Annotated in this window: 16 protein-coding genes; 1 reads left to right on the forward strand and 15 read right to left on the reverse strand. The window is 42.0% G+C overall.

All coding sequences use genetic code 11. The features are described 5' to 3' along the window. Positions 1-35 precede the first annotated feature (35 nt). Genes N0B29_RS09060 through pseB form a run of 15 tightly spaced genes read right to left on the reverse strand, consistent with a single transcriptional unit; the run spans position 36 to position 14,474 of the window. Positions 36-2,030, reverse strand: a complete 1,995-nt coding sequence (locus tag N0B29_RS09060) for a motility associated factor glycosyltransferase family protein (RefSeq protein ID WP_263833400.1) — start codon at positions 2,028-2,030, stop codon at positions 36-38. 9 nt (positions 2,031-2,039) lie between these two features. Then, a complete protein-coding gene (gene hisF, locus N0B29_RS09065; RefSeq protein WP_263833401.1) occupies positions 2,040-2,792 on the reverse strand; it encodes an imidazole glycerol phosphate synthase subunit HisF in 753 nt (250 codons plus the stop codon). Beyond that, positions 2,786-3,418 carry an imidazole glycerol phosphate synthase subunit HisH gene (gene hisH, locus N0B29_RS09070; RefSeq protein WP_263833402.1) on the reverse strand — a complete coding sequence of 211 codons (633 nt, stop codon included), beginning with the start codon at positions 3,416-3,418 and terminating at the stop codon, positions 2,786-2,788. The genes hisF and hisH overlap by 7 nt, the downstream gene beginning before the upstream one ends. Then, on the reverse strand, positions 3,408-4,544 hold the full coding sequence (gene pseA, locus N0B29_RS09075; protein ID WP_263833403.1) for a pseudaminic acid biosynthesis protein PseA: 1,137 nt from the start codon (positions 4,542-4,544) through the stop codon (positions 3,408-3,410). The genes hisH and pseA overlap by 11 nt, the downstream gene beginning before the upstream one ends. Further along, positions 4,541-5,500 (reverse strand): class I SAM-dependent methyltransferase, encoded by a 960-nt coding sequence (locus N0B29_RS09080; RefSeq protein WP_263833404.1) that lies wholly within the window; start codon positions 5,498-5,500, stop codon positions 4,541-4,543. Before N0B29_RS09080 ends, pseA begins: the two co-directional genes overlap by 4 nt. Next, positions 5,497-6,066: a GNAT family N-acetyltransferase gene (locus tag N0B29_RS09085; RefSeq protein WP_263833405.1), complete on the reverse strand. Its 570-nt coding sequence runs from the start codon at positions 6,064-6,066 to the stop codon at positions 5,497-5,499. Before N0B29_RS09085 ends, N0B29_RS09080 begins: the two co-directional genes overlap by 4 nt. A 33-nt stretch (positions 6,067-6,099) precedes the next feature. Beyond that, positions 6,100-7,401 carry a DegT/DnrJ/EryC1/StrS family aminotransferase gene (locus N0B29_RS09090; protein ID WP_263833406.1) on the reverse strand — a complete coding sequence of 434 codons (1,302 nt, stop codon included), beginning with the start codon at positions 7,399-7,401 and terminating at the stop codon, positions 6,100-6,102. After that, positions 7,398-8,360, reverse strand: a complete 963-nt coding sequence (locus tag N0B29_RS09095; protein WP_263833407.1) for a Gfo/Idh/MocA family protein — start codon at positions 8,358-8,360, stop codon at positions 7,398-7,400. Before N0B29_RS09095 ends, N0B29_RS09090 begins: the two co-directional genes overlap by 4 nt. Further along, a complete protein-coding gene (locus N0B29_RS09100; protein ID WP_263833408.1) occupies positions 8,360-9,355 on the reverse strand; it encodes a hypothetical protein in 996 nt (331 codons plus the stop codon). Before N0B29_RS09100 ends, N0B29_RS09095 begins: the two co-directional genes overlap by 1 nt. Continuing rightward, positions 9,352-10,389: a pseudaminic acid synthase gene (pseI, locus tag N0B29_RS09105; RefSeq protein WP_263833409.1), complete on the reverse strand. Its 1,038-nt coding sequence runs from the start codon at positions 10,387-10,389 to the stop codon at positions 9,352-9,354. The genes N0B29_RS09100 and pseI overlap by 4 nt, the downstream gene beginning before the upstream one ends. Then, entirely contained in the window at positions 10,376-10,858 is a 483-nt protein-coding gene (gene pseH, locus N0B29_RS09110; RefSeq protein WP_263833410.1) for a UDP-4-amino-4,6-dideoxy-N-acetyl-beta-L-altrosamine N-acetyltransferase, read from the reverse strand. The genes pseI and pseH overlap by 14 nt, the downstream gene beginning before the upstream one ends. Then, positions 10,821-11,684 (reverse strand): UDP-2,4-diacetamido-2,4,6-trideoxy-beta-L-altropyranose hydrolase, encoded by an 864-nt coding sequence (pseG, locus tag N0B29_RS09115; RefSeq protein ID WP_263833411.1) that lies wholly within the window; start codon positions 11,682-11,684, stop codon positions 10,821-10,823. Before pseG ends, pseH begins: the two co-directional genes overlap by 38 nt. After that, on the reverse strand, positions 11,681-12,370 hold the full coding sequence (gene pseF / locus N0B29_RS09120) for a pseudaminic acid cytidylyltransferase (protein ID WP_263833412.1): 690 nt from the start codon (positions 12,368-12,370) through the stop codon (positions 11,681-11,683). Before pseF ends, pseG begins: the two co-directional genes overlap by 4 nt. Next, positions 12,367-13,488, reverse strand: coding sequence for a UDP-4-amino-4,6-dideoxy-N-acetyl-beta-L-altrosamine transaminase (gene pseC, locus N0B29_RS09125; RefSeq protein ID WP_263833413.1), 1,122 nt, complete (start codon positions 13,486-13,488; stop codon positions 12,367-12,369). Before pseC ends, pseF begins: the two co-directional genes overlap by 4 nt. Continuing rightward, positions 13,485-14,474 (reverse strand): UDP-N-acetylglucosamine 4,6-dehydratase (inverting), encoded by a 990-nt coding sequence (gene pseB / locus N0B29_RS09130; protein WP_263833414.1) that lies wholly within the window; start codon positions 14,472-14,474, stop codon positions 13,485-13,487. The genes pseC and pseB overlap by 4 nt, the downstream gene beginning before the upstream one ends. Before the next feature lie 117 nt (positions 14,475-14,591). On the opposite strand from pseB, the gene N0B29_RS09135 reads away from it, so the two are divergent. Beyond that, positions 14,592-15,311 (forward strand): flagellin, encoded by a 720-nt coding sequence (locus N0B29_RS09135; protein WP_263833415.1) that lies wholly within the window; start codon positions 14,592-14,594, stop codon positions 15,309-15,311. The last annotated feature ends 3 nt before the right edge of the window (positions 15,312-15,314 follow it).

Here is a 15,314-nt window from a genome sequence, read left to right on the forward strand (position 1 = left end):
CCCACGTCATATTTTTATGATGTGGGCTTTTTTTATTACTTCAAATAACTTTCAAGCTTTGAAATATACACCTGCGACATTTTTAAAAGTTGTCTTACTAGCAGAGCATCAATATTTGTGACATGCTTATTGAGGTTAGGAAGATCTTTTGTATTGAAAAGATCGAAGATATAACTCATAACAATAGAAAAATATTCATAGTAAACTTGTGCCAGGTCTGAGCGAGTTTTATACTCCATATCACTTAAATCCCATGAGAGCTTTGCAAGCGTTTGTAGATAAGCATCTGCATGAGCAAATTTTTTCTTTTGGTGCTGTTTAATAATTTTTTCAAGCTTTTTTGCTTCTTTGATTTGGTAAGCGATTTGACCTTTGTCGCCTTCATTAAAATCGTCAGAGCCTATACTTTTGAAAAACTTCTCTATACCTTCTCGTAGATAGTCTCTATCAAGCACAGGGAGTGCTTTCCAATCATAATCACCAAAACGAAGTGGATCACATCCTTCCAAATAAGCACCATTACTGAGATTATGGACATGATGATATTCACGCTTAAGCATTTCCGTAAAAATAGCAACTTGCTCAATCGATATCTTATAAGCAGAGAGAGTAGGAATGGTTTCGCATAGGTTACCTTTCACATACGTGATAGAGGCATTTGGGTCAAGTGATGCGCTGTGCTCGTTATGTTCACCAGTGACTTGGAATGGGTGAAAGTCACCGTGTGATTGCATCGTATCAGGATTAAGGGCTAAATCTACCCCTAGCATAAAGATCTCGGTTGCTCCCATAATGAGGAATAGACCATACGTATATTCGCCTACACTAGGTGCTGAGAATCTTCCAAACCCTTTTTTATAAAATGTTCCTTGTTCTATAAAATGAACGTGATTGCGATCAAATCTTTGAAGTGTTGCTTCATCAACATTGGAGGCTAGAAGGATTGTTGAGTTTTTGAAATAATCAGAGTCTAAATCTTCAAAAAGTAAGGAGGTGTTTTCGCCTGGATCAATATGGATAATAATATCTGGCGTGATACCAAAGCGTTTCAGCAATCGGCACGTTGAAAGTGCAGAGACGATGATGAAACGATCACGATTTTCCACAACCCAATCAATATTTTTAGACGTTGATGGACCTGAAAAAAGAAGCAGTACAGGTTTGTTAGTAAAGATATTGTCGGTATAGACTTTATTCACATTTAAAAAAGAGTAGCCACGCGCTAAATAGCGAGGTGAGCTGACAAAACGAAACAACATAGCACTGTATCCATAGTTTATGTAACTTTGAGAAAGAACATGTGATTGGAGACGCTGAAGTTCTAGTTGATAATCTGTTGTAAATGGTATGTGTTTCAAATGGAGATTATAGTTATTGCCTCTATTTAAAAATTCTAAAAAGTTTTCTCTCTCTTCATTGTCATCATCGGTGAGCGAAAAGTGGAGAAAACGACCTTGTGCAAGCTCTGCATAATCCGTCACAAATAAAGAGAGGCGAAAAGTTTCAAGATTTTTTTCTTTGATGAAAATAACTTGAGGGTTGAGCTTTTCGGCTATTTTTAAAAGATGCAATCCTAAGCCTATGCCTAAAAAGATAATTTTATGAACACGATTCATAAAAGTTTCAGGGGTGGCATATTTGCTGACATAATTAATGATTTTAATCGTTCCCCAAAGTGAATTGTGGAAAGCGAGCTCGCTTTTATCAATGCGATCGGCTTGCTCCTCGGATGCAAAAACATATTTTTGTGCTTTAAAAACAGCTCCTGTACGCTTGAAATCAATAGCATCAACCATACGCTTGGCTGCTTCAAGGCTGTTGCTTTTATACAAAAATTCATTGCTAGAAAGTTCTAAAATATCAAAATAGCCTTCTTCTTTGTACTCTAGGGCATAATGCTCACTATAGTGTCCCTCATCAATGAGTTGGTTGAGCAGTGAGATTTTTTCAAAAATAGGTTTATGATTTTCTTCGAGAAATTTCAAGTTTTTATTAAATGTATTGAGTGCATTCGTTGTAATATCATTCATGAGTGCTCCTTATAGTAGTCTAACAGGGTAGTGATGGTGAGAAAGTTCTTCTTTGATCATTTGGGGTGTGTATTGTGTAAAGTGGAAAATAAAGGCTGCTGCGAGTGCATCTGCCCCATTTTGTAAAGCTTCGACACCATGTTCAGGCTTGCCCATACCGCCATTGATGATAATAGGAATATGCAGTGTATTGGCAAAGAGTTTTAAAAGCTCAGTATCATAGCCCAGTGTTGTTCCTTCTTGGTCAATGGAAGTGAGCAAAATCTCTCCAGCACCCTGCGCTTCGTACTCTTTGGCAAGTTCAATCGGGTCGATGTCAAGTAACCCCTCTTTTTTAGTGAAGACTCTGTACTTTCCATCCACTTTTTTAATGTCGATAGAGCAAACAACACATTGCGAGCCAAAAATGGTGGCGATCTCTTTGATGAATGAAGGTCGTTTAATCGCTTCAGAGTTGATAGAAACTTTGTCAGCTCCAGCTCCTAATACGGTATAGACATCTTCTATCGTTTTGATACCGCCACCGATGGTAAGGGGCATAAAGCACTCATTGGCCATATCGGTGATGATCTCGGTATTGATAGGTTCATTGTTTAAACTCGCATCAATATCTAAAACAATGAGTTCATCAACATTACGAGCATTGTAAACGCGCACAGTTGCGGTAGGATGACCGATGGTCCGAAAAGAACCAAACTGGATACTTTTAACGAGTTGCCAGTCTTTGAGTAGTACACAAGGAATAAGGCGATGTTTTAGCATAGCGATTCCTTGGTTAAGTTTGCAAAGTTTTTGATAATTTGAAGTCCGTGCGTTTGACTTTTTTCAGGATGAAATTGGGTTGCAAAGATATTCTCTTTTTGGATGGCACAGACAAAAGAGTGACCATAGTCACAATAGCCTATGGCATACGTTGAAGGTGCTTCAAAATAGTAAGAGTGTACAAAGTAAAAGTTGCTATGGTCGGGAATATTTTTAAATAAAACGCTCGGATTGTGAAAGTTCATCTCATTCCAGCCTACATGAGGAATTTTTAAAGAGCTTTCTTCAAAGCGTACAACTTTCGCATCTTCTATCCAGCCTAGTCCTTGGTGCTCGCCAAATTCATAGCTTTCTTCAGCAATGAGTTGCATGCCAAGACAGATACCTAAAAAGAGTTTTTTATGCTCAAGTATCTCTACATGTAAAAGGTCACTCAAGCCCAAACTATTGAGGTTTTTCATCGCATCCCCAAAAGCTCCGACACCGGGTAAAACGATGTGAGTAGCTTCTTTAATGAGGGCATGGTCACGAGTAATGGTAGCGGTGAAGCCTACTTTTTCAAAGGCTTTTTGCACCGAACGAAGATTTCCCATACCATAATCAATAATGACGATGTTAGCGGACAATGTATTCCTCTTTTCGTACCAATGAACCGTCTATATCTTTGATAAATTTGCCATTGGCATCTCTTTGGAAGATTTTTTTATTGGTAAACGAGTCTACGATAGCGTCAAATTCCTCGCGTGTAAAGCCTGTGTATTTTAAAAATTCATTGATCGCTTTCATTGGAGGAATGCCATCGTATTTAGTCACCAAACGCACGGCTTGTTCACGGCTAATATAGCCTAAACGAACGTCTAAACAAGCATTGTCACTGGCTCTACCAAAACCGTATTTGACGTATTTGAGGTAGTCATGGACATGGTTACTGTAGCAATCTAGGTTTTCAAAATTTTCATAGGTGGTTTCAACACGTCTGTCTGAAACGCTAAAACCGCTTTTTTGAGCACTGCTTAAAATCTTTCGTAAATCCCACTTGATGTAATAGCCCAAGAAAAGCCCTGTAACGCCCACTCTTTGAACATCTTCATCTTCTGGGTAGAAGTAGAGTGCCAAATCTTTCTCGCTAATGCCGTCCACGCCAAGCATGTCAGTCGCACGGTTCCCCAAAAGTCCACCAAACTCTTCAAGCCATTTACGATCTAAGCAGGCATTGTCTTTACTCGCCGCGGGTCCACCGTATTCGAGTTCAGAGTTTTCACCCCAAATGAGAAGAGGAATGTTAAAGTTGACCGCAATGTGCGCAGGGGTGGTAAAAATGCCCAAATGGTTTGGCCACTCACAATCTCCCACACGTTTGATCGCCTCTTTGATCATCGATTTATAGATTTTAGGATTGCGTTTAATGTGAATCAAATCGACACCCAATTGGTTGAGGTTTGCAAGATTTTGACGACCCACTTCGGTAGGAATGGTCGGCTCAAAACAGACACACAGTGGGTTAAGTCCCATCTCAAGGACACTCAGCACTTGGAAAGTAGAGTCTTTTCCTCCGCTGACACCGATGATGCAGTCGTAGTATTTGTTTTTTTTATGCTTTTTGACGACCTCTAAAAACTCTTGTTTGCGAGCTTCCCAGTCAATATCAAAATCTTTAGCCTTTTGTGACCTGCACGCATCACAGACACCATGCTCATCAAAATGCAAATCAGGTTTCGTGTCAGGCATCACACATTTGGTACAAAATCTCATCCTTTTTTCCTTAGAACCAGTTGCATTTTATAGCCCATTTTTTGGTCATGCAACCATTTTTCATCCAGACCTCCAAGGAAAGTTTTGGTGTTGGTGCTGTTGCCAAAATACGGGTCATCGTAATTCAGATAGTTATTCATAACGCCAATTTCGCCGATGACGGTCTCGCAACTTTCGATTTCAAAACCACATTTTAAAGCTAGTTTTTCAATTGATTTGTAAGAGTACAAGTTGACATGTTCTATACCGTCGTACATGTTGCATTTTTCTCGAAGCATTTTAGCCGCAAGTGAGTCGGAGCTTGGAATTTGTAAAAAGACGACACCTTTTTCACTTAACAGTGCTTTCATGTCTTTGAGATAGACTTCGCCGTCTTTTAGGTGTTCAAAAACATCCCATAAGCAAATGGCTTCTAAAGGTGCTTCAAAAGTGACTTCATTAAGGAATTTATTGTAAATGGTATGACCTTTGGCAGTGGCATACGATGCTTCTCGCTCGTTGAGTTCCACGCCAAATGTTTTCCAACCAGCTTCTTTGGCAAGGTCTAAAAAGATACCCGCGGAACAGCCAATATCAAGGATATTTCCCTTCGGTGCAACACGCTCTATGGCGCGCAGCCCTTTGCTGTAAATGTTAGTGTAAAAATCCCCATCATTGGCAACAATTTCACTTTGCAAGTCATGGTTGGTGCGGTAGTACTTCTCTAAATTTTCATCTTTAAACACAGGATTGAGATAGACAATATCACACTCGGTACATTTCACATAGCGCCCACCGTCTTTGAAAAATAAAAATTGTTCATGGTTGGTTTTACATGTAGGGCATGGTCGATCTTCCAAAAGGTTTTCATAAAAAGAGCCCGTTTTTGGGTCAAAGTATTGCACACGGTTTGCGACATTGGCATTGTGCATTTTGAGGCGTTCTTCGTGTATTTCTTTAGGTGCTCTTGAACTCATGAGTGTTTCTCCGATTGGTGTTTTTTTGCGTTAAATTCATCTTTGAGGATACTAAAACGAACGGTGTTATGGTAGGTTCCCTCTTTGTAAACTTCATCTCTAAAAATGCCTTCTTGTAGCATTCCCACAGAAAGGGCTAGACGTTGCATGGCTGTGTTGGAAACCATTGTTCCGCAACAGATGCGGTGCAAGTTCATTGTATTGAAACCATGGTCGAGAAGTAGCATGGATGCTTCTTTGGAAATGCCTTTGCCGTGGAAATTTTTATTGCCGATAAGAATGGAAAATTCTGCACTGCGGTGCAACGATGAGATGGCAAGCAGGGTAATGTTACCGATATGTGTGTTGCTTTGTTTGTCCACAATCGCAAGCATAATACGGTCATTTTGAGAAGAGAGTTGTTCAATGTACTGAATGGCTTGGGCTTTAGTGTAGGGAAAAACATGATGTTCACTGTACTGGCACACTTCTTCATCGTTTAACCAACTCGGATAATCACCTTGTGCATCTTCAACATTTAACCCACGAAGATAGATGTTTTTACCAATTAAAAAAGGATTAGTCACACGGAACCTCCGCCAAAGTTTAGTTTTTTCATTTTACTTTAATTCCTCTTTGTTTTCCCATACTTTCGCAAACGCTCTTACTACATCGTCCATATCTTCTCTGCTCATTCCTGGGCGCATAAGTTCATGGGTAAAAAGACGTTCAAAATGCAGACTCTCACACACGGGGCAGTCGCCTTTTTGGTACGTTACATTGGAGAGGTTAAATGGATAGCCTTTGCTGCCAAACGCAATTTTGTGCGCAAAAAGTGGTTGCAGATAAATCGGTTTCACATACCCGCATCCCATCAAAACATCAGAGTCATCGCGCATGATGGTTCGAGGTAGTTCGGCTTTGACCGCTTTGATGAAAACATCACGGTGGATACCAGCAAGGCTTGCGTCAAACTCTAAAGGATGCACGTAAAAAGCATGTTTGACATGTTTGCGTGTTGTGGTTGTTTTAAGGCAAGGAATGCTTTTAAGCGCCTCGTTGATGTAGGCGACATTTTCTTGACGTGTTTGAAGTAAAGAGGGGAGTTTTTTGAGCTGTTCACGCGCCACCGCACACTCCATCTCTGTCATACGAAAGTTAAAGCCGACCATGTTGACAAGCTCGCTTGGTGCGCTAAAGCCTTTATTGGCGATGACCGATTCGGCGTGGTTGCGGATGAGTTGGAGTTTATTCGCCAGTGCGTCATCATTGGTGACGATAACACCGCCTTCACCTGAGTGGATATGCTTGTGGTAATTGAGTGAAAAAACACCCATATCGCCCAATGTTCCGGCAAATTCGTTTTTATACATCGCACCTGGTGCTTGAGCGGCATCTTCGATAACGATGAGGTTATGTTTTTTAGCAAGTGCGTTGATGGCTTCTACGTCATAAGGTTGTCCAAAAATATCCACTACGATGATGGCTTTGGTTTTTGGAGTGATTTTTTGCTCGACACTTTTTGGGTCTAAACAATAGGTGTCTTTTTCAACATCGGCAAATACGGGAATACCGCCGTAAAAAAGCGGAGCAACGGCTGAGGCGGACATGGTGTAGGGGCTCACGATGACTTCATCACCCGCTTCGATCCCAGCGGCTCCTACAGCGCAAATAAGTCCCGAAGTAGCGGAGTTGACACTGATGGCATGTTTGACACCAAAAAACTCAGCCCACTCTTTCTCAAAAGCACGTACTTCACTTCCACCGTAAAAATCCTCATGCCAAGCGCCAAGGTAGGTGGAGAGTTTCCCACTGCGAAGTACGCGTAATACGGCTTCTTCTTCCTCTGCCCCTATGGTGTTGTAAGCGGGGAAAGGTTTGGATCTTACCTTTTCTGCGCCGTTGATGGCTAATTTTTTCATTTTTGTTTCTCTTTTGCAATGGTTTCAAAAATTTTCGCATGAACATTGATCTGTTCTTGCAAGATCTGTTTGCAGGTTATATCGTCGTTTTGGAGTAAAAATTCAAGGGAATGCAGGGCATAGTCTTTTAATGTATTGGGGAGGGTTTCTTCGTGTTCCAAACTAAAATAGCCTTCGTACAAAGGTGAGGGTACTTTGATAAACGACTCAATGTGAGAGCCTCCCTCTTTGATCTCTAGCTTGCCATTTTCAAACCAGATGGTAAGTTCAAATGCCGAATAAGGAAGATCTTCCATGCAACTTAGCACGCCCCTAGCATCTTTACATGTCACCTCAAAATCGCCACCGATGTCTTCGTGTAAACGTTTTACATGTAACGATTTAAGACTCTGTATTTCACCAAAAAAGTGACTCAAAACGGCTAGCATGTGTACGCCATTGTGCAGTAATCCTTTGGTGAAAATGCCTTGAAAGCGCATGGCTTTGCCCCATTTTTGTGCGGCAATGTCATTGGCAAGTTTGATAAAAGAGGGGTCATACCGTCTCATCAGATGAATCAGGATTTTTTTCTCGCTCGAAAGAAGTAAAGGCGCTAGGTGGGCTAATTCTTGAGCGGTTGCAACCAACGGTTTTTCGCAGATAATGGCTTGCAAACTTTTTACATGTAAAGCCTCTTCCAATGCATTTGCATGAAATTGTGTGGGCGAGGCAATAGCGAGCAGGTCGATGGTTTCATACTGCAAAAGAGCATCCAGTGAGTGGTAAACTCCCATTTTCCCCCAACGCCCGATAAACGCACTTTGATTTGCACTGTTAGGTTCGCAAATAGCGACAAGTTTGCAATTTGGATGCTTCAAAAAGGCATGGGCATGTGAGGCAATGTTCGCACTATGAGGCGAGTCGATCAAACCGCCGATGCTTCCTGCTCCAACAATGGCACATGAAAGAGATTTTTGCATTAATGTCCTAGCTGTTTTTCTAAGAATAAAGCAAAATCCATACCGAAATCTTCGGGATTTTGAGAAATTTTCTCCAGCTGATTAAGATGAAAATGCTCAAAAGTGGTGAGTTGGTTTGCTTTAGGCAAAGGAACACAGCATTCTCTTTTGGTTGAGGGGATGTAAGAGAGGACGTATTTTCCGAGCAGATAAGCAGTATAAAGTGCTACGGTATCGATACCAATGACCACTTTGGCACGGGCGATGTCCTCTAAAAGCGTGGTGTGGCTAAACGTAGCGCTTGGATCAATCGCTTGGTAGCATTCGGGTGTATCGGAGGGGTGAAGGCGAATTAAAATGTTTTTACAACCAAATTTCTTTTTACATGTAAGAATATCTTCAAAGACCTCTTTCTCGGTAAACCCCCAACCATAGGCATTTCCAAAGGAGCGTTTTGCCACTTTGGCGGTGGGTTCACTTAGAAAGAGTAGAGTGTCACTCTCTTGCGTACTGGCTAAAATATTTTGAGCCTCTTTAAGTTGAGCCATCAAGGCATAATTTTTGATAGCGATAACGTTAGGAAGCCCTAAGGCTTTGGCTTTATCGAAACTTGTTGGATCGTGCGCTGCGATGAAAGAGGGGAGATTGTTCTCCCAATTTTTTTCGGGATATCCGAAGCGTTCGCGGTAGTTTGTCCAGTGGTCTAAAAAAGCGATGCTCGGAATGGTGTGCGCTTTGGCATAGTGTAAAAAGTGGTACTCAAGGTGGTTTTGCCAGCCTGTACCATAGAGGATGATGGAGGGGGCAAAAAAAGCAAGTTTGGCTTCTATATCGCTTCTTTCAGGCGTTATTTCACACCAAAAGTGCTCCAATTTTTTGGTTTTGATGAGGGTGTAACACGGCGACTCGATTAAAGAGAAGATGCAAAATTCACCTACATGTAAAGAGGCGTTGAGAAGCTCTAAAAGTATTTCAGCCCCTCCCGCGTCGTGGGCAAAAAGAGCGATTTTTCTCACTCGAAATCTTCCTTGCAAAGTCTCTCTCCAAAGCTCAAATTTTCTTTGGCACGTTTGCCTAAAACATCTTTGAGGAATCGTGGATGGAGTCCATACCCTGGGCGAATAGAGCGGATATTTTCTTCGCTCAAAACTTCCCCTTTGGCAATATCTTTGGCGATATAAAGGCTGCGTGCAAATTGTCTGCCTTTAATCGTTTTTACATCGGTGTTGTAGGTGGGTTTTCCTAGCAATTTTTCGGCCTCACGTACGGCTTGAACCATTGCGGTAAAGGCCTCAACATCGAGTGAAAAACTTGCATCCGCGCCACCGATGGCTTTGTCTAAAATGAAATGCTTTTCGATGACTTTAGCGCCCAGTGCCACGGCGGTAATCGGTGCGGTGATGCCTAACGTGTGGTCTGAAAAACCAGCAATAACGCCAAAACGTTTGGCAAGATCGGGTATGGTAAGGAGGTTTGCGCCCTCAAGTGGGGCAGGGTAAGATGAGGTGCATTGCAATAAAATAATATCAGAGTTATCTTCCCTTTGGCAAATGCGCACAACATCTTCAATTTCATTAAGTGTAGCAATGCCCGTGGAGATAATCATAGGTCTTTGTTTGGACGCCATATAGCGAACGAGTTCGTAGTCCGTGATTTCAAAACTGGCTACTTTATAAGCTGGCGGGTCAAATTGCTCTAAAAAATCCACAGCGCTTTTGTCAAACGGTGTCGAAAAACAGAGGAGTCCTTCTTCTTTAGCGCATGCAAAAAGCTCTGCGTGCCACTCCCACGGTGTGTAGGCTTCTTTGTAGAGTTCATAGAGTGTTTTATTATCCCAAAGCGTGCCGCCTTTGACGACGAAATCCTCTTTGTTACAGTTGAGTGTTAAGGTGTCAGCCGTATAGGTTTGAAGCTTAATGGCATCAGCCCCCGCTTTTTTAGCCGCTCTTATGGTCTCTTTGGCGGTTTCGATGCTGTTCCCATGGTTTGCGGAAAGCTCCGCTATGATAAGTGTTTGTGTGCTATTTAAATCAAAATTACCGATGTTCATTGGTTAGCTCCATGCAAATAACCTCTTTTTCATTGACCATTTTACGCTCTTTTTCGCAAAATCCAAATTTTTCATACAATGCTTTGGCCTTGATGTTGTCCTCAAAAACTTCCGCTTTGAGTATGTTCACCTTTAATCTCTTAAACGCATACTCTACAATGCTTTGCATCAAAAGCGAACCAATCCCTTTTTGATCGAGCTTTGGGTTTGCGTAGAGTCCCAGTGTTGCAGAAGTGGCTGAAATGTCATTAAAGTCGATAACACCAATGTCAACACCTTCATGTTGTACTAAGAAGTAACGTCTATCCTCGCGTGTTTTTAAAGCCTCAATAAATGCAAAATGCTCCGCTTCGCTGATGTCATTAACATTGTACATGTACGCTTTGACATTTTCGTGATTTCGCCATGCTAAAATCATCTTTTTTTGAGGCTCACTGAGCGTTGTAAAGTTGCATAAATAAAGACGCATCCCACTCCTTTAAAACAGGGTACTCCTGTTTTTGAAGATATGCAAACATATCGTCTTGATTGCTTGCCACTTTAATCGCTATAAAAGGTACTTCCATGAAAAGCACCTCATGTACCATAACGCTAGGTGTTACGATGGCAAAGCGGCTTTGGTGCAGCAGTTTGGCGACTTCGTTGGAGTTTACATGTAAAGCAATGTTGGGCTTATCTTTGACGTAGTTTTGAAGCTCTCTTAGATGCGCATTCGCCGTGGTTGTAAGAACGCTTACATGTAAAGATTGGGGAAGTGTTTTTAAAATGCAAAGCGTAATGTTCGATGCGTCCGTTCCGCCCATGGCGACTAAAACATCGTAGATTTTCTCACGCGTTTGCTTTTTTTCATCTTTAAACTCATCGCGAATGAGCGTGTATAAAATTCCACAACGAAGTTCGCACCGTGGAGGCACTAAACCTTTATACCGCGTTTTGTCGGCTGAAATATTGTGGTTAAGCAAAATATCGCAGTCATGCGCTTGGTAGGTGTCATCTAGGCTGAGGATTTTCACTCCTGTAGCCTCTTTGACTCTTTGCTCAAATGGCGCATCAATGCCGTAGTGATCGATCACCAAGAGTTTTACATGTAACGTTTTAATGAGTGCAATGAGCTCTTCGGCATCGTTTGATTGTAAGATTTTGACTTCGTAAGGAATGGAGGCGATGATATTGCCCTCTAGGTTTTGGCAGGCAAAGAGCACTTCGCCCTCAAAACTTTTGGCAAGCACTAAATCTCGCATGATATGCCCAAGTCCGATGGTGCTTGAACTATCGGCTCGTATGAGTGTCTTCATGAAAGAGCAAGTGCCTTAAACATAAATTCTGCTCTCATCCAGTCTTCTGGCGTGTCGATGTCTTGCACCAAATGGCGAGGCAAAAGAACGGCGGTAGAGTGGGGTGCAAAAATCACTTGACCTTCCAACCATGCTTCTGGTGTTCCCCAGTAAAATTGTCCCGCATCGTGGTACGCCTCTTCCAAATCTTGGCTTCTGGTGTTAAAGTGTTCAGGTGAAAACATCTCAACACGATCTTCTTTGGTGAGGCGAATAGCACGCTGAATGGGGAAAGGGAAACTGGTGGCACTAAAGCAATACGCTGCTTTACATGTAAGCAGTTTTGTATAGGCTTCTTGGATGTATTTTGGTTGCACAAAAGGGGCGGTGGCGTAGATGCAACAGACCGCTTCAACCTCGCTGATGTCGTGAACCGAAGCCGTGATGGCATGGGCGATGACGGGAATGGTTGCCGTGTGGTCATCACTGAGTTCCTTGGGGCGCATAAAGGGAACTTCAGCTCCTAGGGAGCGTGCCAATGTTGCAATCTCTTCATCGTCCGTACTCACAACAATTTTGTCAAAACAACCGCTTTTTTGAGCTGCTTCAATGCTATAGGCGATCATCGGTTTGCCACAAAATGCTTTGATATTTTTACGAGGAATGCGTTTACTGCCTCCACGTGCTGGGATGATGGCTAGTCTCATAGATGACATCCTTTGATGGAGGTAAGCACTTCAAGCAGTGCATCGGCAACCCTATGCGCATCGTCCATACTCATGCCTTGATGGCAAGGAATGGAGAGTTCAGCTTTGTAAAAATCTTCCGTTGTTTCTAAGCGTTGTTCGCCAAAACGCTCTTTGTAGTAGCTAAATTGGTACACAGGTTTGTAGTGAACTTGTACCCCAAAACCTTTTACATGTAACGCTTTGAAGATCTCTTCTTTGGAGCACCAAAGAGAACGGTCAAGTAAAATAGGGTAGAGATGGTAGGTGCTTCGCTTGGTTTTATCAATCGCAATAGTCGTAAAAAAGGGATTGTTAAAAAAGCGTTCATCGTAATAGTGTGCAATCTCGTTGCGTTTTTCGATAAAGGCATCTAACCGTTTTAATTGTGAAAGCCCCAAAGCACACGCTACATCGCTCAGGCGATAGTTTTCGCCAAGGGTGACCATGTCGGAGTTCCAAAGCTCTTTTTTGACAATGCCGTGAGATCGTAACAGTTTGGCTTGTTCATAAAAGGCGGTATTGTTCGTGGCGATGGCGCCACCCTCAAAGGTGGTGATGGGCTTAATGGCATGAAAACTAAAGATGGTGATATCGGCAACAGTGCCCACTTTTTGCCCGTTTATTTCACTGCCAAGCGCATGGCTCGCATCTTCGATGAGCAACAGTTTGTGTTTGTCACACAGCGCTTTAATGGTATGAATAGGCAGTGGATTTCCGCCAAAATCCACAGGCGCTATTGCTTTGGTTTGAGGGGTGATTAACGCCTCTAGTTTGCGTTCGTCAATATTGCCATCATAACGAATATCGCAAAATACAGGGGTTGCCCCGCATTGGATGGCCGTGTTAGAGGTTGCGGCAAATGTCAGAGGTGTCGTGATGACTTCATCACCTTCTGTAAGCCCGATGATCTGATAGGCGACATGTAAAGCCGAAGTGGCAGAGTTCATCACACAGACATGTTTGACGCCCAAGTAGTTTGCGAGTGCTTCTTCAAAGTCGCTCACTTTTTTGCCACCAGTAAGAAAATCACCTTTTAGTGTTTCAACAACCGCGTCTATATCGCTTTGATCAATACTTTGTCTGCTATAAGGAATCATGCTTCTATCATCTCCATCAAACCTTTGGCATCAAGCCATTGTGTGTTGGTTTCAGAACTGTACTCAAAACCGTATCTGACAGGTACGCCTTTCTCTCCAAGTGCATTACATGTAAAGTCGTTTTGTTGTGTAAAAAGAATGCTCGGTTGAATGACAAAGTGGTCATGAAATTCGAGTGTTAAGTGGCTGTCATCTTTTGGAACCATCACTTCGTGCATCTTTTCACCAGGGCGAATGCCGATGATTTTCACACCCAAATGAGGCGCCATACTTTTGGCTAAATCAACCATTTTCATCGAAGCAATTTTAGGGATAAATATCTCTCCCCCTTTCATGCGTTCAAAATTTTTAAGGACAAAGTTGACCCCTTGCTCTAACGTAATCCAAAAGCGTGTCATCTCCGCTTCGGTGATAGGTAGTTCCTTAACGCCCTCAGCAATGAGTTTTTTAAACAAAGGAACGACAGAGCCACGACTTCCTACAACATTGCCATAACGTACAACGGCGAACTCAGTTCTTCGCGCACCCCTGATGTTATTGGCGGCAACAAAAAGTTTATCGCTGGCAAGCTTGGTTGCGCCATAAAGGTTGATAGGATTAGCCGCTTTATCGGTTGAGAGCGCGATGACTTTTTGCACACCGCATGCTAAAGCAGCATCAATAACATTTGCTGCACCATTAATATTCGTTTTAATGCACTCCATCGGGTTGTACTCTGCAATGGGGACATGTTTAAGCGCTGCGGCGTGAATAATGTAATGTACGCCATACATAGCACTTTTTAGTCTTTCAACATCTCTGACATCACCGATAAAAAAGCGCATCGCTGGATCGGTAAACTGTTGTGCCATCTCATACTGTTTGAGCTCATCTCTGGAGTAGATGATGATTTTATTGGGTTTGTAATTATTTAAAAGAATTTCAGTATATTTTTTGCCAAAACTGCCTGTGCCACCGGTGATAAGAATATTTTTGCCATTAAACACGTTAACCCTTTGTGTCAATATTTTTGGATTTAAAGCAATTTTAATTCCGCTTATACCATTTGACATTCGTATGATAGGAGTAGTATAATGAATGTATCTTTAAACAAGGAGCATCTGATGAAAGTTTCCAGTAGTTCCAATACGCAAACACTCAATTTAATTACGCAAAACAAGTCTCAAACAGATGCTATGTTGGAAAAAATTAATGCTACAAAAGAGCTCAGTGGCAAAGATGGCGCTAACCTAGTTGTTTCAGACGCATTAGCTTCACAAATGGCAGCACTCAGCCAAGGTGTGCAAAACGCCAATGAGAGCATCGGTATGTACCAAATCGCAGATGCTTCGATCCAAGCGATTCAATCAGGAACCGATAAATTAAACGATCTCTCCGTTCGTTTCAATAGTGCCACCCTAGGAAGCGAGCAAAAAGCAAGTCTACAAAAAGAGTTTTCAAGCATCAGTAGCTCAATGCAAGATATTGCGGCTCAAACGACCTATAATGGTCAAAATCTTCTTAGCAGTAATTATGGACTTGATGTTTCAGGACTTAGTGATTTAACGATTAATGATCAAAAAGGCATCGCTACTTTTAGAGAAAACCTCACTGCTCTGTCTTCAACCATTAGTTCTCAGATGAATAGTGCGAGTAGCAGCATAACCAGTTCATTGACCGCAATGACGAATTTAAGCAGTGCCAATGCGCAAATTTCAGAAAAACCACTCGATCAAAAGATCGCAGAAATCAACAGCGATCAGATAAAACTCAGTAGTTCTGTTTTAACTCAAATTCATCAAAATAACATGATGCAACAAAACATTTCGGCACTTTTAGTTTAAAAG

This window comes from Sulfurospirillum oryzae (assembly GCF_025770725.1).
GTDB classification, from domain to species: Bacteria; Campylobacterota; Campylobacteria; order Campylobacterales; family Sulfurospirillaceae; genus Sulfurospirillum; species Sulfurospirillum oryzae.